This is a genomic window from Aminobacter sp. BA135 (genome assembly GCF_050859125.1).
GTDB classification, from domain to species: Bacteria; Pseudomonadota; Alphaproteobacteria; order Rhizobiales; family Rhizobiaceae; genus Aminobacter; species Aminobacter ciceronei.
Genome location: NZ_CP139572.1, coordinates 1,548,312 through 1,566,557 on the forward strand (window position 1 = coordinate 1,548,312; position 18,246 = coordinate 1,566,557).

Genomic DNA, 18,246 nt, shown 5'->3' on the forward strand with positions numbered 1-18,246 from the left:
GGTATTCAATCGCTGGCGCCTGTCAACCAAAATTCTCACATCGGCATGCAATTTCTTATTGATTGATATCCAATCCTGTGTTTCCAATGAGGACATAACAGAGCTAGGTTCACGGGGAAGTGCTAGCCAACAGGGAGGGTGCGATGAGCACAGCAGCCCTTTGTAGCGACAGAGTCCTGCTTAACGATTGGCATGTGGTTGCGGACCTCGCCAACCTGTCGGTCGGCGCGCCGTTTCAGACCCGTCTGCTGGGCGTCGACATCACCATCCATTGCCGCGGGCGCTACAACGAGGAAGTTGTCCGCAACGATACCGGAGACCTGGTCACGTCAACCAAGCGCTACGGTTTCCTTTGGGCCTGCCTCGGCAAGCCCGAGCGCGACATCGTTTTTGTGCCGGAGGCCGAGGAAGGCGATCGGTATCTCGTCACCGGTGGCTCGATCGCGGTCAAGGTGTCGGGCTTGAGGATGGTCGAGAACTTTCTCGACATGGGCCATTTCCCCTTCGTTCACACCGGCTGGCTCGGCGACGAGCCACATACTGAGGTCGCGCCCTACAAGGTCGAGCTGACGGCCGCCGACGAGCTGGTCGCGACCGAATGCAAGTTCTACCAGCCGGTGGCTTCGCCGACGGCCAAGGGAGGTTTTGTCGTCGACTACATCTACAAGGTGAGCCGGCCCTACACGGTGGCGCTCTACAAGAGCAATCCGGTGCAGAAGGACAGGCTCGACGTCATCACCCTGTTCGTCCAGCCGGTCGATGAGGAGAATTGCATTGCCCATCCCTTCCTTGCCTACCTCAAGGATGGGATCGACGAGGCTGGCATTCGCAGCTTCATGCAGCTGATCTTCGCCCAGGACAAGCCGATCCTGGAGAACCAGGTGCCAAGGCGCCTGCCACTCGACCCTCGCGCTGAAACGCCCATCCGGGCGGATGCCGTCGCTGTGCTGTACCGGCGCTGGCTGCGCGACAAACCGGTCACCTACGGCGCAATACCGGCGCGGGCATAACCCCAAGCGCCCATTCACGAAGGAAGAGTAAATGACCGAGACGAGATGCAAGGATCCGGTGATCCTCAACCTCTGGCACCCGCTTGCGGCACTCGCCGAAGTGTCGGCGGGCGTGGTCAACGAAACCGTGCTGCTTGAAGAACGCCTCAGCTTTGCCACCGACGGGAATGGCGGAGCCGCTGTCTGGCGCGCACGTCCGGGGCAGGCGTCGGGCACGCCGGTCGACATCGGCAACGTCGACGGCAAGTTGCCGGTCAAGATCGCCTATGGCTATCTCTGGACGTCGCTCGGCACGCCGCCGGCCGACCTGTTTCCGATCCCAGAATATGCCGAGGCAGACAGGCGCAAGCTCAACGCCGCCTCCATCGGCGTCAGTGTCTCGGCGCCGCGGGCGATCGAGAACTTCCTCGACATGGGGCATTTTCCTTATGTCCACACCGACATCCTCGGCGTCGAGCCACATACTGAGGTGAAGGAGTACGACGTCGAGATTTCGGTCGATCGCGACGAGATCCTGGCGACACGCTGCCGCTTCTACCAGCCGATGGCCTCGACCACCTCCGACGGTGGCGCCGACGTCGACTACATCTACCGCGTGCCGCATCCCTATTGCTCGGTGCTTTACAAATCGAGCCCGCTCGACGAGAGCCGCCTCGACGTCATCGCGGTCTTCCTGCAGCCTATCGACCAGGAGCATGTCCGCGCCCACATGCTGCTGTGTGTTCTCGACGAGGACAATGAGGATAAGGTCATCAAGCGCTTCCAGCAGACGATCTTCGGGCAGGACAAGCCGATCCTGGAAAACCAGCTGCCCAAGCGCCTGCCGCTCGATCCACGCTCCGAGACCCCGATCCGTGCCGACAAGTCGGCAATCGCCTATCGCCGTTGGCTGAGCCAGAAGGGCGTGACCTACGGGGTCATCCCAGCCGCCAGCTGAGCGCCCGAGGGCGCCAACCGAAGAATTTCAGCGAGGAACACATGCTCGACCTAGCCAAATCCAGATGGCACCCCATTGCCGCGGCGCACGATCTTCCGCTGCGTCACGTTTTCCACGGCCAGTTGCTCGGCCGCGAGTTCGCCGTCTGGCGCGCCGACGACGGCTACGTCAACATCTGGGAAAACCGCTGCCTGCATCGCGGCGTGCGCCTGTCGATCGGCATCAATGATGGCCGCGAGCTGAAGTGCCAGTACCATGGCTGGCGCTATTCAAACCGCACCGCCGGCTGCACCTACATCCCCGCCCACCCGGCCGACGCGCCGGCACGCACCATCACCAACCGTACCTTCGCCGCCGTCGAGCGCTATGGCCTCGTCTGGTCGGCGGAAGAGCCGCAAGGCGATGTGCCAGAGGTCAAGGGATTGGCCGAGGGCGAGCTGCTGGCGCTGCGCGGCATTCCGGTCAATGCGCCGGCTGACGTGGTCGCAGCCAGGCTTAAGGGCTATCGCTTCCAGCCGAGCGGCAAGATCGACGGCTCCGCCGCCAGGGTAACGGTCGAGGCTTCCACCACCTTTTCGGTGGCGCTGCGTTCGCACCAGGACGAAGCCGGCACGCTCGCCGTCTTCTTTGTCCAGCCGGTCGATTCCAATCGTTCGGTGATTCGCGGCGTGCTCGACAGCCAGGTCGAAGGCGCTGCGCGCCTTGCCGTGCTGCGCCATCACAATGAGCTGCTCTCCAGGCTGCGTCTGGCGGTCGAGGCCGAGGCGGCGCGCGAGCCGGCACCGGCGCCGCTGGAGCCGGTGATCGAGCGTGTCTCGCCCGAACTCGCCGAGATGCCCGAGGAGACCAAGCACGGCCGCAAGGCGACGATCCGTGTCGAGGTCGCCAGGAAGTGGCCGGCCGCCGATGGTATCGCCGGCTTCGAGCTTCGGCCGATCAAGGGCCTGCTGCCGACCTTCCAGCCCGGCGCCCATATCGACGTGCACCTGCCCAACGGGCTGATCCGGCAGTATTCGATCACCAACGGCCCGGGCGAAAGCGACAGCTACGTCATCGGCGTCAAGCTGGAGCGCGATTCCAAGGGTGGGTCGACCTGCCTGCACGAGACGGTGCGCGAAGGCGACGTGCTGGCGATTTCCGAGCCGCGCACCAATTTCCCGCTGCGCCGCGACGCGGTGAAGACCATCTTCATCGCCGGCGGCATCGGCATCACGCCGTTGCTCGCCATGGCCCAGGCGCTCAACAACCAGAACCTGGTGCATGAGCTGCACTACTTTGCCCAGAACGAAGCGCAGCTCGCCTTCCCGGAGAAGACCAGGACGCTCGGCGCCTCGCTAAAGCCGCATCTCGGGCTTTCGCCCGAGCAGACCGGCGCCAAGCTGCGCGAGATCCTCAGCGGCTACGGTCCAGACAAGCATGTCTATCTCTGCGGTCCCGGCCCGATGCTGGAGGCGGCGCGTCATATCGCGGCCGAGATGGGCTGGCCCGAAACGGCGGTGCATTACGAATATTTCAAGAACACCAATGTCATCGACGACAGCACCAGTTTCGAGGTGGCGCTGGCGCGCTCCTGCATGACGTTGACGGTGCCCGCCGGCAAAACGATCATCGAGGTGATGCGCGACGCCGGCATCGACATGCCGTCTTCCTGCGAGCAGGGCGCCTGCGGCACCTGCCTCGCCACTGTCATCGAAGGCGAGCCCGACCACCAGGACGTCTATCTCAACGACGCCGAGCGCAAGTCCGGCACCAAGATCATGACCTGCGTGTCGCGTGCCAAGTCGGCGCGGCTTGTGCTCGACCTCTAGGAGTTTTTGATGATCACGCTCTACGACTACGAACTGTCGGGCAATTGCTACAAGCTGCGCCTGTTCATGACCATGCTCGGCGTCGACTGGACGACGGTGCCGATCGATTTCTATCCCGGCCGCGAGCACAAGTCGGACTGGTTCCTTAGGATCAATCCGCTCGGCCAGCTGCCTGTCATCGACGACGACGGGCTCGTCCTGCGCGATGCCCAGGCGATCCTCGTCTACCTCGCCTCGAAGTATGACACATCGGGCACCTGGTACCCGCGCGACAATCCCGCCCTGCTCGGCGAGATCAGCCAGTGGCTGGCCTTCGCCGACGGCATCACCGCCACCGCATCCGCCGCCCGCCTGCACGACGCTTTGTTCTACGACTTCGACGTCGAGGCGGCCCGCACTGGCGCGCACCGGCTGTTCCGCATCCTCGACGAGCATCTGTGGTTCGGCGAGCAGGAGGGGCGCGGCTGGATCTGCTCGGCGTCACACCCGACGATCGCCGACATCGCCTGCTTCCCCTACATCATGCTGTCGGAAGAGGGCGGCATACCGAGACAGGACTATCCGGCGATCCGCCGCTGGTGCGATCGTGTCAAACGCATCAAGGGCTTCACGGTCATGTCCGGCGTGTTCCCCGCAGGGCCTGCCAAGGCGGCCTGAAGTCAGAAGACAACATTCAAGCCGGCGACATGCAAGGCTGACAATCCAGATTTGGGAGTGAGTAGAAAATGAAAACCCGCGCCGCCGTTGCCGTTGGAGCCGGAAAGCCGCTCGAGATCATGGAGGTGGATCTCGAGGGTCCGCGCGAGGGCGAGGTGCTGGTCGAAATCAAGGCGACCGGCATCTGCCACACCGACGAGTTCACGCTGTCGGGCGCCGATCCCGAAGGCATCTTCCCGGCCATTCTCGGCCATGAGGGTGCAGGCGTCGTCGTCGATGTCGGCAAGGGTGTCACCTCGCTCAAGAAGGGCGACCACGTCATTCCGCTCTACACGCCGGAATGCCGCTCCTGCCCGTCCTGCCTCAGCCGCAAGACCAACCTCTGCACAGCGATCCGCTCGACCCAAGGCCAGGGCCTGATGCCGGACGGCAGCTCGCGCTTCTCGATCGGCAAGGACAAGATCTTTCACTACATGGGCTGCTCGACCTTCTCGAACTTCACCGTGCTGCCCGAGATCGCGCTGGCCAAGGTCAATCCCGACGCCCCCTTCGACAAGATCTGCTACATCGGCTGCGGCGTCACCACCGGCATCGGCGCGGTGATCAACACCGCCAAGGTCGAGATCGGCTCGACGGCCATCGTCTTCGGCCTCGGCGGCATCGGCCTCAACGTGCTGCAGGGCCTCAGGCTTGCCGGTGCCGACATGATCATCGGTGTCGACATCAACAATGAGCGCAAGGCCTGGGGCGAACAGTTCGGCATGACGCATTTCGTCAATCCGAAGGAGGTCGAGGGCGACATCGTTCCTTATCTCGTCAACATGACCAAGCGTGGTGCCGACCAGATCGGCGGCGCCGACTACACCTTCGACTGCACCGGCAACGTCAAGGTGATGCGCCAGGCGCTGGAAGCCAGCCATCGCGGCTGGGGCGAGTCGATCGTCATCGGTGTCGCCGGCGCCGGCCAGGAGATCTCGACACGGCCGTTCCAGCTGGTCACCGGCCGGAGCTGGAAAGGCACCGCCTTTGGCGGCGCACGCGGCCGCACCGACGTTCCGAAGATCGTCGACTGGTACATGGAGGGCAAGATCCAGATCGACCCGATGATCACCCATACGCTCAAGCTCGAAGACATCAATAGGGGTTTCGACCTGATGCATTCGGGCGAAAGCATCAGAAGCGTCGTCGTCTACTAGCGTCCCGTGCTCCCCATCTCCTGAGCTCCCAAAGCCGGCCAGGCCCCCATGGCCGGCTCCCCAAACGCCACGGCTTTTCGCCGGCCTTCAAGCCTCCCAGCTTGGCCCGCGTGTTCCCGGAGCCGTGGCGTCGACCGGCGGTGCGTCCGAGGTTTCCACAACCCCTCGGCCGCGCCGCCGGCATCTCTTTGAACGGTTGCAGGTCGCCGCCCCCGAGGTTATGCCGGGGCAGTAATTCTTGACGAGAAGGCAGAGCAGATGAAGACCGTTTCCACGTCGAAGTCGCATGGCGGCATCCAGGGCGTCTATTCCCACGCCTCCGAGGCTTGCGCCTGCGACATGACCTTTGCGGTGTTCGTGCCGCCGCAAGCCAAGAACGGACCCGTGCCGGTGCTGTGGTATCTCTCGGGTCTCACCTGCACCCATGCCAATGTCATGGACAAGGGCGAATACCGTCGCCTCGCCGCTGAGCTTGGCCTGATCATCGTCTGTCCCGATACCAGCCCGCGCGGCGACGGCGTGGCCGACGAAAAGGACAACTGGCAGTTCGGTTCGGGCGCCGGCTTCTATGTCGACGCGACGCAGCAGCCCTTTGCCGCGAACTACCGGATGTATTCCTATATCACCGAGGAACTGCCGGCGCTGATCGCGGCGAACTTCCCGGCCGACATGTCGCGCCAGGCGATCTTTGGCCACTCGATGGGCGGGCACGGCGCGCTGACCATCGCACTCAAGAACCCGGAGCGCTTCAAGAGCTGCTCGGCCTTCGCACCCATCGCACAGCCGTCGACCGCCGGCTGGTCGAAGCCGGCGCTGGAGAAGTATCTCGGTGCTGATGAAGCTGCATGGCGCGCCTATGACACGACGCTTCTGATCGAGGACGGCAAGCGGTTTCCGGAATTCCTTGTCGACCAGGGCTCGGCCGACAGCTTCCTGCAGGAGGGCCTGCGCCCCTGGCTGCTTGAAGAGGCCTGCAAGACATCAGGCATCGGCCTCACCTTGCGCATGCAGGACGGCTACGACCATTCCTACAACTTCATTTCGACCTTCATGGACGATCATTTGACGTGGCACGCGGCCCGTCTGGGCTGAGCCGCCGTCACGGCCTTGACGCAAGCAGCTTGGCGAAGACGTGCCGCTTCGCCTTGCCGATGCTGATCTCCAGCGTCTCATATTGTGCCAGATGGGCTGCTATCGCGCTTGCGAGCATGCAGCCGGTGCCGCGCATGGCGACCGCGATGCGTGACGCCTCGAAGCGGATCGGCTCGCGTCCCGGCAGGAACAAAAGGTCCGTCGCTGTCGCTCCCGTTGCGTGACCGCCCTTGACGAGGATCGCGGGCGCGCCGGTGTCGAACAGCTTTGCGGCCTGACTGGCGATGTCGCCTTCGCTCGCGGCGAGCGGTCGGCCGGTCAGCAGTGCCAGCTCGGGCAGGTTGGGCGTCACCAACGTGCAAAGCGGCACAAGCTTGCGCTTGAGCGCGTCGATGGCGTTCCCTGCGAGCAGCTTACGTCCCGAGGTCGAGGCGAGCACCGGGTCGAGCACCATGGGGACCGGCAGGCTGCTTGCCAGCACCGAGGCGACGGTGTCGATCGTCGCCGCCGTTCCCAGCATGCCGATCTTGACCGCTGCAATTGGGTTGGCGGCAAAGGCCGCGCGCATCTGCTGGGCAACGAGGTCGGGCGGCATCTGCTCGATGCGCTCGACGCGGGCATGGGTCTGCACCGTGACTGCGGTGACGGCGACGCTGCTACGCAGGCCGAAAGCCGATACCGTTTCGACGTCGCGGACGATGCCGGCGCCGCCGCTCGAATCCGAGCCGGCGACAATGAGCACATGCGAGGTCATCGCCACTGGGCCGTCGCTGCCAGCCATTCGCGCGTCCGCGCTTCGGGATCAGCGTTGAGCGTGATGTCGGTGACGACGGCAGCTACGTCGGCGCCGTGCGCGAAGACGCCTGCTATGCGGTCGACATTGAGTCCGCCGATGGCGACCAGCGGTGTCGCGCCCACGCGCCGTTTCCAGAGGGCGATGTGGTCGAGCCCTTGCGGCGCCCATTTCATCGCCTTGAGGATGGTCGGATAGACGGGACCAAGCGCGACATAATCGGGCGCGGCGGCAAGTGCTGTGTCGAGTTCTGCGTCGTCATGGGTGCTGAGGCCGAGCTTCATGCCGGCGTGGCGGATCGCTTTGACATCCGCTTCTGCGAGGTCTTCCTGGCCGAGATGAACGAAGTCGCAGCCCTCGTCGATGGCGCGGCGCCAGTGGTCGTTGACGACGAGCTGGCAGCGGTGGCGTTCGCAGACGGCCTTCGCCGTGCGGATTTCGCGGCGCAGGCCGGCTTCGTCCATGTCCTTGATGCGCAGTTGCACCAGCTTGACGCCCAGCGGCACCAGCCGCTCGATCCACGCTGCGGAATCGACGATCAGGTAAAACGGGTCGAGCTTCATGAGAATGCTGCCATGCCGATGACGGGGGTTGAGGGAACGGCCATGTCGCGCGCTTCGAGCGGGCCGGCGAGGAATGCCTGGCGACCGGCCTCGACTGCCCTGCCGAAAGCCGCGGCCATGGCGACTGGATCACCTGCCTTGGCAACTGCCGTGTTGAGCAGCACGGCGTCGTAGCCGAGCTCCATGACGGTGGCCGCATGTGACGGGCGGCCGATGCCGGCATCGACAATGAGCGGCACATCGGGGAAATGACCGCGCAGGCTGCGCAGGGCATCGAGGTTCTGCGGCCCGCGCGCGGACCCGATCGGCGCACACCAGGGCATCAGCAGCTTGCAGCCGACATCGAGCAAGCGCCCGGCGACGACCAGATCGTCGGTCGTGTAGGGGAAGACGTCGAAGCCTTCGGCAGCCAGGATCTTGGCCGCCTCGACCAGGCCGAACACGTCGGGCTGTAGCGTGTCGTGGTTGCCGATGACCTCAAGTTTGATCCAATTGGTGCCGAACACCTCGCGGGCCATGCGCGCCGTCGTCACCGCCTCCTTGACCGAATGGCAGCCGGCGGTGTTGGGCAATACCCGGACGCCGAGCGACTGGACCAGCGACCAGAATTTTCCACCTGTCTTGCCGCCGGAAGTCTCGCGGCGCAGCGAGACAGTGACGATATCGGCGCCCGACGCTTTGATTGCGTCCGCCATGATCGCGGGCGAGGGGTAAAGTGCGGTGCCGAGGAGCAGGCGGGACGAAACCTGTTGTCCGTAGAGTTCGAGCACGGGTCAGCCTCCCTTCATCGGCGCAAGAATCTCAATGCGGTCGCCGTCGGCCAGGGCGCAGTCGTCGCGCTCCCTTGCCGGGACCACCTCGCCGTTCAGCGCGGTGGCCAGCCAACTGCCCTCGTAGTCGAGCTCAGTCAGCAGCGCCGCCAGCGTGCCGGCCGCGACCTCGTGGCTTTCGCCGTTAACGGTGAGCTTCATGGGCGAGCTCCCTTTTCGTCTTGTGGCCCAGGATCATGTCGGTGGCCTGCCGCGCCATCTCAGGCGCGAGCAGGAAGCCGTGGCGGTAGAGGCCGTTGATGCGGATCGTGTTGCCGTCGCGCTCGACACGCGGCAAATTGTCGGCAAAGGCTGGCCGCACACCGACACCGGTCTCGATGAGTTCAGCTTCGCCGAAAGCCGGATGCAGCGCATAGGCGGCGTTGAGCAGTTCCATCACTGAACGCGCGGTAGTCGGCCCGGTCACGTCGCTTTCGAGCATCGTCGCGCCGACCATGAACAGGTTGCCGGAGCGCGGCACGACATAGACGGGCACGCGCGGATGCAAGAGCCGCACCGGGCGTGCCAGCGAGATGTCAGACGTCCTGAGGATCAGCATCTCACCGCGCACGCCGCGCAGGCCCGGCCTCGGGTCTGCCAGGCCTGTGCAGTCGGCCTCGATGTCAGGCTCGCCGGGTGCCTGCACGGCGCCGTAGCCGAACTCGAAGCGCACGCCCAATTGCACCAGCTTTTGCTGCAGCCCGAGCATCGCCTTGCGCGGATCGAGATGCGCCTCCTCGGTGAAGAACAGTGCGCGTCCGAAACGTCCTTCGAGGTCGGGCTCGAGTGCTGCGATCGTATCGGCGTCAACCTTGCGAAAGCCGGACGTTCGGCGGCCGAAGCGGTCGAGTTCGGCCACGTCCCGAGCCGGCGCCACGACCAGCGTGCCGTTGCGCATGACATGCTCGGGCAGGGCGGCGGACCACCAGTCGGCGGTACCGCGTCCGAGCGAAAGCACCGTTTCTTCGGCGCTCTCGCGTTCGCACCACGGCGCCAGCATGCCGCCGGCCTGCCATGAGGCATTGCCGGCGATCTGCCTTCTGATGTCGACCACGGTCACGCTTGCGCCGCGTGTCGCCAGCTCATGCGCGAGCGTCAACCCGGCGACGCCCGCGCCACGGATCAGCACCTTCATGGCTGGCCTGCCGTCTCCGCGGGTTCGGCGCTTTCCACCGGCATGTAGAGGTCGCCGCCGTCGCGGTACTTCGCCGCCATCGCTGCCAGCCCTTCCTTCTGCGCCTCGGCGCGGATGTCGTGGGAGATCCGCATCGAGCAGAATTTGGGGCCGCACATGGAGCAGAAATGCGCCACCTTGTGTGCTTCCTTGGGCAAGGTCTGGTCGTGGTAGGAACGCGCCGTCTCCGGGTCGAGCGACAGGTTGAACTGGTCCTCCCAGCGGAACTCGAAGCGTGCCCGCGACAGCGCGTCGTCCCTGACCTTGGCGGCCGGATGACCTTTGGCGAGGTCGGCGGCGTGTGCTGCGATCTTGTAGGTGATGACGCCCACCTTGACGTCGTCGCGGTCGGGCAGGCCAAGATGCTCCTTGGGCGTGACGTAGCAGAGCATGGCCGTGCCGAACCAGCCGATCATTGCAGCGCCGATGCCAGAGGTGATGTGGTCGTAGCCGGGCGCGATGTCGGTGGTCAAAGGCCCAAGCGTGTAGAAGGGCGCTTCGCCGCAGACCTCTAGCTGCTTGTCCATGTTTTCCTTGATCTTGTGCATCGGCACGTGGCCGGGGCCCTCGATCATCACCTGGCAGTCCTTGGCCCAGGCGATCTTGGTAAGTTCGCCCAGCGTCTCCAGTTCGGCGAACTGGGCGGCATCGTTGGCGTCTGCAATCGAACCTGGGCGCAGGCCGTCGCCGAGCGAAAAGGCGACGTCATAGGTTCGGCAGATGTCGCAGATCTCCTCGAAATGCTCGTAGAGGAAGCTCTCCTTGTGGTGATGCAGGCACCATTTGGCCATGATCGAGCCGCCGCGCGAGACGATGCCGGTGACGCGGTCAACGGTCAGGTGGATGTAGGCGAGCCGCACGCCGGCATGGATGGTGAAATAGTCGACGCCCTGCTCGGCCTGCTCGATGAGCGTGTCGCGGAACACCTCCCAGGTCAGGTCCTCGGCGATGCCGCCGACCTTCTCCAGCGCCTGGTAGAGCGGCACCGTGCCGATCGGCACCGGCGCGTTGCGGATGATCCAGTCACGGATGTTGTGGATGTTGCGGCCGGTGGACAGGTCCATCACCGTGTCGCCGCCCCAGCGCGTCGCCCACACCATCTTCTCGACCTCCTCGGCCATCGACGAGGTGACGGCGGAATTGCCGATATTGGCGTTGATCTTGACCAGGAAATTGCGGCCGATGATCATCGGCTCGCTCTCCGGGTGGTTGATGTTGGAGGGGATGATGGCGCGGCCGCGGGCGACCTCGTCGCGGACGAATTCCGGGGTGACGAAATCGGGAATGACGGCGCCGAAGCTCTCGCCGTCGCGTTGAAGCTTGGCCCGGATCTGCTCGCGGCCGAGGTTCTCGCGGATGGCGACGAATTCCATTTCGGGCGTGACGATGCCGGCGCGGGCATAAGCGAGCTGGGTGACGGCGCGGCCGCCGGTGGCGCGCAGCGGGGCGTTGCGAACCGGGAATTCCGGCGTCAGCCTTTCGCCCGAGACGAAGCCATTGTCCTCAGCCTTGACCGCGCGGCCTTCATAACGCTCGACGTCGCCGCGGGCGATGATCCAGTCTTCGCGCAGCCGCGGCAGGCCGCGCTCTATGTCTGTTGTCACCGACGTGTCGGTGTAGGGGCCTGACGAATCATAGACGGTGACCGGCGGCTCGCCGGCGCTCGGATGAACCGAGATCTCGCGCATCGGCACATGGATGTCGGGATGGAGCTTGCCTGGCTTGTAGACCTTCCGCGACGCGGGAAGTTCGCCAACAGTGACGGATGGGGTGTGGGCATTCATGAGTGAGCCTCCTTGTTGGAGACCCAGTCCATGCGATGAGAAGGAGGAGAGGTTTTGCCTGGGGACTTCGGGCAAGAATGAGCCCGAATGCCTGAGCCGGATATCCGGCCTGCTGCGCCTCGCACCGTCCCTACGCCAGTATGAACTGGATCAGGTTCAACGGGTCACTGCGCTGCGCGAGCCAGCAGAATCTCAGCCCCTTGTCGGGACCCCCCTGGTGAGCCCTAAGCATGGAGGCGGAACCGGCGTCGTGTCAACGGCCTTTCGCCGAGGCCGAGAGAATGCCAAAGTCGGGGGCATCGAGACCCATTGCGGTTTCGAAGACGATCGGATAATAGGTCAGCGTTACTGACATAAATTGTCTGCCGCGCAGGGAGGACCAATTGGCCTGCGCACGCGACAGGAGGAGCATCCGTGACGGACAATCCCGCGCCGCTGAAGTTCCATGTGCCCGAGCCGGAAGTGCGCCCGGGCGGCACCCCCGACTTCTCCAATGTGCCGATCCCCAAGGCGGGTTCGGTCGACAGGCCGCCGGTCGACGTCGATCCCAGGACGATCCGCGACCTGGCTTATTCGATCATCCGCGTGCTCAATCGCGAAGGCGATGCCGTAGGTCCATGGGCCGGTACGCTGACCGACGAGGAGCAGCTCGAAGGGCTGCGCCACATGATGACGCTGCGCTCCTTCGACGCGCGCATGCAGATGGCGCAACGCCAGGGCAAGACCTCGTTCTACATGCAGCATATGGGCGAAGAGGCGGTCAGCTGTGCCTTCCGCAAGGCGCTCATTCAGGGCGACATGAACTTCCCGACCTACCGCCAGGCCGGCCTGCTGATCGCCGGCGGCTATCCGATGGTCGACATGATGAACCAGATCTATTCCAACGAAATGGATCCGCTGAAAGGCCGCCAGCTGCCGATCATGTATTCGGCCAAGGATCACGGTTTCTTCTCGATTTCCGGCAACCTGACCACCCAGTATATCCAGGCGGTGGGATGGGCAATGGCATCCGCCATCAAGGGTGACACCAAGATCGCTGTCGGCTGGGTCGGTGACGGCGCCACCGCCGAGAGCGACTTCCACGCCGCACTTGTCTTCGCCTCGACCTACAAGGCGCCCGTCGTCCTCAACATCGTCAACAACCAGTGGGCGATCTCGACCTTCCAGGGCATCGCCCGCGGCGGCTCCGGCACGTTTGCGGCGCGTGGGCTTGGGTTTGGCATCGCTGCCCTGCGTGTCGACGGCAACGACTATCTCGCCGTCCACGCGGTGGCGAAATGGGCGACCGAGCGGGCTAGGCTCAATCTCGGGCCGACGCTGGTCGAATATGTCACCTACCGTGTCGGCGCACATTCCACTTCAGACGATCCATCCGCTTACCGGCCCAAGACCGAGTCCGATGCCTGGCCGCTGGGTGACCCGGTGATCCGGCTGAAGAACCACCTGATCAAGCGCGGCCTGTGGTCGGACGAGCGCCACAAGCAGACCGAGGCGGAAATCCTCGAGGCGGTGATCACGGCGCAGAAGGAAGCCGAGAGCCACGGCACGCTGCATGCCGGCGGCAAGCCGTCGACGCGCGACATGTTCGAGGGCGTCTATGCCGAGATGCCGCCGCATCTCCGTCGCCAGCGCCAGAAGGCGGGAGTGTAGCCGATGCCGCGCATGACAATGATCGAGGCCATCCGCAGCGCCATGGATGTCGCCATGGGCCGCGATGACAACGTCGTCGTTTTCGGCGAGGACGTCGGCTATTTCGGTGGCGTCTTCCGCTGCACCCAGGGTCTTCAGCAGAAATACGGTCGGGAGCGCTGTTTCGACGCGCCGATCAGCGAACTTGGCATCGTCGGCGCCGCCGTCGGCATGGCTGCCTATGGCCTCAAGCCATGTATCGAAATCCAGTTCGCCGACTACGTCTATCCAGCATATGACCAGATCGTTTCGGAAGCGGCACGGTTGCGATACCGCTCCAATGGCGAGTTCACCTGTCCGATCGTCATCCGTATGCCGACAGGCGGCGGCATCTTCGGCGGCCAGACCCACAGCCAGAGCCCTGAAGCGCTGTTCACCCATGTTTCCGGTCTCAAGGTGGTCGTGCCATCCAATCCGCTCGACGCCAAGGGCCTGCTGATCGCCTCGATCGAAGACCCGGATCCGGTGATCTTTCTGGAGCCGAAACGATTGTACAACGGCCCCTTCGATGGCCGTCACGACCGTCCCGTCACGGCATGGTCGAAGCATGAGTTGGGCGAGGTGCCCGATGGGCACTACACCACCCCGCTCGGCAAGGCAGAGATCCGCCGGCCGGGTTCCGCCGTCACCGTTCTCGCTTATGGCACCATGGTCTATGTCGCCCAGGCGGCGGCCGAGGAGACAGGTATCGATGCCGAAGTCATCGACCTCCGGACGCTTTTGCCGCTCGATCTCGAGACCATCGTCGCCTCGGTCAAGAAAACCCGCCGCTGCGTGGTGGTGCATGAGGCGACGCTAACCTCCGGCTTCGGCGCCGAGCTCGTGTCGCTGGTGCAGGAAAACTGCTTCTACCATCTCGAAGCACCCGTCGCCCGCGTCACCGGTTGGGACACGCCCTATCCGCATGCCCAGGAATGGGACTACTTCCCCGGACCCAAGCGTGTCGGCGAAGCTTTGATCGAAACGATGGAGGCCTGAGCATGGGCGAACATGTCATCAAGCTTCCCGATGTCGGCGAAGGCGTGGCCGAGGCTGAGCTTGTCGAATGGCACGTCAAGATCGGCGACCTCGTGCGCGAGGACGCGGTGCTTGCCGCCGTCATGACCGATAAGGCGACGGTCGAGATCCCGTCGCCGGTCGACGGCGAAATTGTCTGGCTCGGCGCCGAGATCGGCGACACGGTTCCGGTCGGCTCGCCGATTGTCAGGATAAAGGTCGCCGGTGATGCGCCGTCGACCGCAGAGCCGGCCGCCGAATCCAAGCCGGAGGCCAAGGCGCCAGAAGCTGCCAAAGCCTCTTCTGAGCCGGCTAAGAAAGAAGAAGAAAAAACGCCGACCACCCCGAAGCCTGCCGCTGCCACAGCAGCCCTCAAGCCTGTGCCGCGTGCCACGACCGGCCTGCCGCGTCCGGAAGGCGAGCGTCCGCTAGCCTCTCCTGCCGTCAGGCTACGTGCCAGGGAGGCAGGCATCGACCTGCGCCAGGTGCCGGGTACCGGTCCCGCCGGTCGCGTCACCCACGAGGATCTCGATGCGTTCGCCGCCCGTGGTGCTGCCGTCGTCGTCGCCGGCCTTCAGGAAAAGACCGGCGTCGAGGAAATCAAGGTCATCGGCCTGCGCCGCCGCATCGCCGAAAAGATGGCGCTGGCCAAGTCGCGCATCGCGCACATCACTTATGTCGAGGAGGTCGACGTCACCGCACTCGAGGAGCTGCGCGCCAAGCTCAACGCCTCGAAGAAACCTGACCGCGCCAAGCTGACCATCCTGCCGTTCCTGATGCGGGCGCTGGTCAAGGCGGTGGCGGAGCAGCCGCAGCTCAATGCGATCTATGACGACGATGCCGGCATCATCCATCGCCATGCCGGCGTGCATATCGGCATGGCGGCGCAGACCCCCGGCGGCCTTATGGTGCCAGTCGTCAAGCACGCCGAGGCGCGCGACCTCTGGGATTGTGCCGCTGAGGTCAACCGCCTCGCCGACGCCGCCAAGGCGGGCACGGCAACGCGCGAGGAGCTGACCGGCTCGACCATCACCATCACTTCCTTGGGTGCGATGGGCGGCGTCGCCACCACGCCCGTCATCAACCACCCGGAAGTGGCGATCGTCGGCGTCAACAAGATCATGATCCGGCCGATGTGGGACGGCACCCAGTTCGTGCCGCGCAAGATGATGAACCTGTCCTCCAGCTTCGACCATCGCGTCATCGACGGCTGGGACGCAGCGGTCTTCGTCCAGCGCCTCAAGGCGCTGCTCGAAGCGCCGGCAATGATCTTCGTGGAGGGCTGAGGCTGTGAAGGAAATCTCCTGCAAGCTTCTCGTCATCGGCGCCGGCCCCGGCGGCTATATCTGCGCCATCCGCGCCGGCCAGCTCGGCATCGACACCGTCATCGTCGAAGCCGTCAAGCCCGGCGGCACCTGCCTCAATGTCGGCTGCATCCCCTCCAAGGCGATGATCCATGCCGCCGACGAATATCTCAAGGTCTCGGAGATGGCGTCGGGCACAAGCCCGCTCGGCATCAGCCTGTCAGCGCCGGCACTCGATCTCGCCAGGACCGTTGCCTGGAAAGATCGCATCGTCGGCCGCCTGACGACAGGCGTTGCCGGCCTGCTCAAGAAGGCCCGGGTCAAGTCGGTGCAGGGCTGGGCGCGCTTCCGCGACGGCAAGACCGTCGAGGTCGACACCGAAACCGGCCTGCAGGTGATCCGCGCCGAAACCATTGTTATTGCCACCGGTTCCGTGCCGGTCGAATTGCCGTTCCTGCCCTTCGGCGGTGCGGTGATCTCGTCGACCGGGGCGCTGGCACTCAAGCAGGTGCCGCAAGCGCTCGCCGTCGTCGGCGGCGGTTACATCGGCCTTGAGCTCGGCACTGCCTTTGCCAAGCTCGGTTCGAAAGTCACAGTCGTCGAAGCCTTGCCGCGCATCCTGCCGCAATATGATGCCGAGCTGACCCGGCCCGTCGCCAAGAGGCTTGAAGCGCTCGGCGTCAAGGTGCTGACAGGCGCCAAGGCCAAGGGGCTTTCAGCCAAGGGCGATGCGCTGCTGGTCGAGGCCGCCGACGGCAGCGAGCAGAAGATTGCGGCCGACAAGGTGCTGGTGACTGTCGGGCGCAAGCCGCTGGTCGAAGGCTGGGGCCTCGAAGAGATCGACCTCGACCGCGACGGCCGCTTCATCCGCATCGACGAGCAGTGCCGCACCTCGATGCGCGGCATCTACGCCATCGGCGATGTCACCGGCGAGCCGATGCTGGCGCACCGCGCCATGGCCCAGGGCGAAATGGTCGCCGAGATCGTTGCCGGCCACAAGCGCAGTTGGGACAAGCGTTCGATCCCCGCCGTCTGCTTCACCGATCCGGAGGTCGTCACCGCAGGTCTCTCGCCCGACGAGGCCAAGGCACTGGGCATGGAGATCAAGACCGCGCAGTTCCCGTTCTCGGCCAATGGCCGGGCAATGACGCTCATGGGCGAGGACGGTTTCGTGCGTATCGTTGCCCGCGCGGACAACCATCTGGTGCTCGGCATCCAGGCGGTCGGCACCGGCGTCTCAGAGCTTTCCGCGGCCTTCAGCCTGGCGATCGAGATGGGCGCGCGGCTGGAGGATATCGCTGGCACCATCCATGCCCACCCGACTCAGGGCGAGGCGTTCCTGGAGGCAGCACTGCGCACGCTGGGCCATGCGCTGCACATCTGATGCCCAATCTTGATATCGGGGACGCGGCCTTGCGCCGCGTCCCTTCCGGCCTTGCCCAATCAGCCAAGCTGGGCTAACAAGCCCACGCACTGGACGACCAGTGCCTAGTACGTTCGGGGACGGCCCCATCCAAGAGATGGCGCCGCAGATTTGTCACCCGAACCTATTCACACCTTGAAACAGCGAAAACATGCAGCCTCCGCACGGCGGAATACGCTGTGCGCTCACCTCTATCAGGCTTCCGGATTCAGTTCCGGGGCGCGCTTTCGCATTGACCAGACCGGAGAGGCGCCGTGGCGGGACCAATAGAGCAATTTGAAATCAAGCCGATCTTCACCCTGTTCGAGTTTGCCGGCCAGGAGATCGCCTTCACCAACTCCGCCGCCTATATGGTCGGGGTCGCGGTCTTCGGCGGGCTGTTCCTGCTTTTGTCGACCAGCGCCCGCGCGCTCGTGCCGACGCGGCTACAGTCGGTCACCGAGCTGATCTACGAATTCGTCTCCAAAACCTTGCGCGAAAATGCCGGCGAAGGCGGCATGACATTTTTCCCGCTGGTGTTTTCGCTGTTCGTCTTCATTCTGATCGCCAATCTGGCCGGCATGTTTCCTTATGCCTTCACGGTGACCAGCCACATCATCGTCACCTTTTCCTTCGCGATGATCGTGTTTGGCACGGTGACGCTCTATGGCATCTGGAAAAACGGGCTCGGCTTCTTCCGGCTGTTTTTGCCATCCGGCGTGCCGCTGGCACTGGCGCCGATCATCGTGCCGATCGAGATCGTCTCCTATATCTCGCGGCCGATCAGCCATTCGGTGCGCCTGTTTGCCGTCATGCTGGCCGGGCACATCACGCTCAAGGTCTTTGCCGGCTTTGTCGTCAGCCTCGGCAGCATGGGCACGCTCGGCATGTTCGCCGCCGTGCTGCCGCTCACCATGACTGTCGCGCTGACAGCGCTCGAACTGTTGATGGCGGTGATCCAGGCCTACATCTTTACCATGCTGACCTGCATGTATCTCAACGACGCCCTGCACCCCGGGCACTGAACGGGCG

At 64.4% G+C, this 18,246-nt stretch carries 17 protein-coding genes and 1 riboswitch; of the genes, 11 read left to right on the forward strand and 6 right to left on the reverse strand.

The genetic code is table 11. The annotated features are described in order from the left end of the window. The first annotated feature begins 143 nt into the window (after positions 1 to 143). From SLT36_RS07600 to fghA, 6 genes are all read left to right on the forward strand, one after another. Positions 144 to 1,010 (forward strand): aromatic ring-hydroxylating dioxygenase subunit alpha, encoded by an 867-nt coding sequence (locus SLT36_RS07600; protein ID WP_432286620.1) that lies wholly within the window; start codon positions 144 to 146, stop codon positions 1,008 to 1,010. A 31-nt stretch (positions 1,011 to 1,041) separates the two neighbouring features. Beyond that, on the forward strand, positions 1,042 to 1,947 hold the full coding sequence (locus SLT36_RS07605) for an aromatic ring-hydroxylating dioxygenase subunit alpha (protein WP_432286622.1): 906 nt from the start codon (positions 1,042 to 1,044) through the stop codon (positions 1,945 to 1,947). A gap of 41 nt (positions 1,948 to 1,988) precedes the next feature. After that, positions 1,989 to 3,755, forward strand: a complete 1,767-nt coding sequence (locus SLT36_RS07610) for a Rieske 2Fe-2S domain-containing protein (RefSeq protein WP_432286624.1) — start codon at positions 1,989 to 1,991, stop codon at positions 3,753 to 3,755. Positions 3,756 to 3,764: 9 nt separating this feature from the next. Next, on the forward strand, positions 3,765 to 4,412 hold the full coding sequence (locus SLT36_RS07615; protein WP_432286625.1) for a glutathione S-transferase family protein: 648 nt from the start codon (positions 3,765 to 3,767) through the stop codon (positions 4,410 to 4,412). Positions 4,413 to 4,480: 68 nt separating this feature from the next. Further along, complete coding sequence (locus SLT36_RS07620) at positions 4,481 to 5,608, forward strand: S-(hydroxymethyl)glutathione dehydrogenase/class III alcohol dehydrogenase (RefSeq protein WP_432286626.1); 1,128 nt, start codon at positions 4,481 to 4,483, stop codon at positions 5,606 to 5,608. A gap of 258 nt (positions 5,609 to 5,866) precedes the next feature. Continuing rightward, positions 5,867 to 6,700, forward strand: coding sequence for an S-formylglutathione hydrolase (fghA, locus tag SLT36_RS07625; protein ID WP_432286627.1), 834 nt, complete (start codon positions 5,867 to 5,869; stop codon positions 6,698 to 6,700). A 7-nt stretch (positions 6,701 to 6,707) separates the two neighbouring features. Here fghA and SLT36_RS07630 read toward each other — a convergent pair whose 3' ends face one another. The 6 genes from SLT36_RS07630 to thiC are packed head-to-tail and all read right to left on the reverse strand — an operon-like array spanning position 6,708 to position 11,823. Further along, complete coding sequence (locus SLT36_RS07630; protein ID WP_432286629.1) at positions 6,708 to 7,481, reverse strand: hydroxymethylpyrimidine/phosphomethylpyrimidine kinase; 774 nt, start codon at positions 7,479 to 7,481, stop codon at positions 6,708 to 6,710. Next, complete coding sequence (locus SLT36_RS07635) at positions 7,451 to 8,056, reverse strand: thiamine phosphate synthase (protein WP_432286630.1); 606 nt, start codon at positions 8,054 to 8,056, stop codon at positions 7,451 to 7,453. Before SLT36_RS07635 ends, SLT36_RS07630 begins: the two co-directional genes overlap by 31 nt. Further along, the gene (locus tag SLT36_RS07640; protein WP_432286631.1) at positions 8,053 to 8,826 is read right to left on the reverse strand and encodes a thiazole synthase; all 774 of its coding nucleotides are present in this window, start codon (positions 8,824 to 8,826) and stop codon (positions 8,053 to 8,055) included. The genes SLT36_RS07635 and SLT36_RS07640 overlap by 4 nt, the downstream gene beginning before the upstream one ends. A gap of 3 nt (positions 8,827 to 8,829) precedes the next feature. Next, positions 8,830 to 9,027, reverse strand: a complete 198-nt coding sequence (gene thiS / locus SLT36_RS07645; RefSeq protein WP_192314237.1) for a sulfur carrier protein ThiS — start codon at positions 9,025 to 9,027, stop codon at positions 8,830 to 8,832. Continuing rightward, positions 9,011 to 10,000 (reverse strand): glycine oxidase ThiO, encoded by a 990-nt coding sequence (thiO, locus tag SLT36_RS07650; RefSeq protein WP_432286632.1) that lies wholly within the window; start codon positions 9,998 to 10,000, stop codon positions 9,011 to 9,013. The genes thiS and thiO overlap by 17 nt, the downstream gene beginning before the upstream one ends. After that, positions 9,997 to 11,823, reverse strand: coding sequence for a phosphomethylpyrimidine synthase ThiC (gene thiC / locus SLT36_RS07655; protein WP_432286634.1), 1,827 nt, complete (start codon positions 11,821 to 11,823; stop codon positions 9,997 to 9,999). Before thiC ends, thiO begins: the two co-directional genes overlap by 4 nt. Positions 11,824 to 11,932: 109 nt before the next feature. Then, a riboswitch (TPP riboswitch) is annotated at positions 11,933 to 12,049 on the reverse strand. Between the two features lie 188 nt (positions 12,050 to 12,237). Here thiC and SLT36_RS07660 point away from each other — a divergent pair. The 5 genes from SLT36_RS07660 to SLT36_RS07680 all read left to right on the forward strand — a co-directional run bounded on the left by SLT36_RS07660 (position 12,238) and on the right by SLT36_RS07680 (position 18,239). Next, positions 12,238 to 13,473, forward strand: coding sequence for a 3-methyl-2-oxobutanoate dehydrogenase (2-methylpropanoyl-transferring) subunit alpha (locus SLT36_RS07660; protein WP_432286636.1), 1,236 nt, complete (start codon positions 12,238 to 12,240; stop codon positions 13,471 to 13,473). 3 nt (positions 13,474 to 13,476) lie between these two features. Further along, positions 13,477 to 14,490: an alpha-ketoacid dehydrogenase subunit beta gene (locus SLT36_RS07665; protein ID WP_432286638.1), complete on the forward strand. Its 1,014-nt coding sequence runs from the start codon at positions 13,477 to 13,479 to the stop codon at positions 14,488 to 14,490. Positions 14,491 to 14,492: 2 nt separating this feature from the next. After that, complete coding sequence (locus tag SLT36_RS07670) at positions 14,493 to 15,794, forward strand: dihydrolipoamide acetyltransferase family protein (protein WP_432286639.1); 1,302 nt, start codon at positions 14,493 to 14,495, stop codon at positions 15,792 to 15,794. Between the two features lie 4 nt (positions 15,795 to 15,798). Further along, a complete protein-coding gene (gene lpdA, locus SLT36_RS07675) occupies positions 15,799 to 17,196 on the forward strand; it encodes a dihydrolipoyl dehydrogenase (protein ID WP_432286640.1) in 1,398 nt (465 codons plus the stop codon). Between the two features lie 293 nt (positions 17,197 to 17,489). Continuing rightward, positions 17,490 to 18,239 (forward strand): F0F1 ATP synthase subunit A, encoded by a 750-nt coding sequence (locus tag SLT36_RS07680; RefSeq protein WP_432286641.1) that lies wholly within the window; start codon positions 17,490 to 17,492, stop codon positions 18,237 to 18,239. Positions 18,240 to 18,246: the final 7 nt, after the last annotated feature.

Excerpts from the sequence above, each read along its gene's own strand:
- SLT36_RS07615 (WP_432286625.1), top strand. The coding sequence starts at position 3,765 with ATGATCACGCTCTACGACTACGAACTGTCGGGCAATTGCTACAAGCTG.
- SLT36_RS07670 (WP_432286639.1), top strand. The coding sequence starts at position 14,493 with ATGGGCGAACATGTCATCAAGCTTCCCGATGTCGGCGAAGGCGTGGCC.
- fghA (WP_432286627.1), top strand. The coding sequence starts at position 5,867 with ATGAAGACCGTTTCCACGTCGAAGTCGCATGGCGGCATCCAGGGCGTC.
- thiC (WP_432286634.1), bottom strand. The coding sequence starts at position 11,823 with ATGAATGCCCACACCCCATCCGTCACTGTTGGCGAACTTCCCGCGTCG.
- thiS (WP_192314237.1), bottom strand. The coding sequence starts at position 9,027 with ATGAAGCTCACCGTTAACGGCGAAAGCCACGAGGTCGCGGCCGGCACG.
- SLT36_RS07630 (WP_432286629.1), bottom strand. The coding sequence starts at position 7,481 with ATGGCTGGCAGCGACGGCCCAGTGGCGATGACCTCGCATGTGCTCATT.
- SLT36_RS07665 (WP_432286638.1), top strand. The coding sequence starts at position 13,477 with ATGCCGCGCATGACAATGATCGAGGCCATCCGCAGCGCCATGGATGTC.
- SLT36_RS07620 (WP_432286626.1), top strand. The coding sequence starts at position 4,481 with ATGAAAACCCGCGCCGCCGTTGCCGTTGGAGCCGGAAAGCCGCTCGAG.
- SLT36_RS07605 (WP_432286622.1), top strand. The coding sequence starts at position 1,042 with ATGACCGAGACGAGATGCAAGGATCCGGTGATCCTCAACCTCTGGCAC.
- thiO (WP_432286632.1), bottom strand. The coding sequence starts at position 10,000 with ATGAAGGTGCTGATCCGTGGCGCGGGCGTCGCCGGGTTGACGCTCGCG.
- SLT36_RS07600 (WP_432286620.1), top strand. The coding sequence starts at position 144 with ATGAGCACAGCAGCCCTTTGTAGCGACAGAGTCCTGCTTAACGATTGG.
- SLT36_RS07635 (WP_432286630.1), bottom strand. The coding sequence starts at position 8,056 with ATGAAGCTCGACCCGTTTTACCTGATCGTCGATTCCGCAGCGTGGATC.
- SLT36_RS07610 (WP_432286624.1), top strand. The coding sequence starts at position 1,989 with ATGCTCGACCTAGCCAAATCCAGATGGCACCCCATTGCCGCGGCGCAC.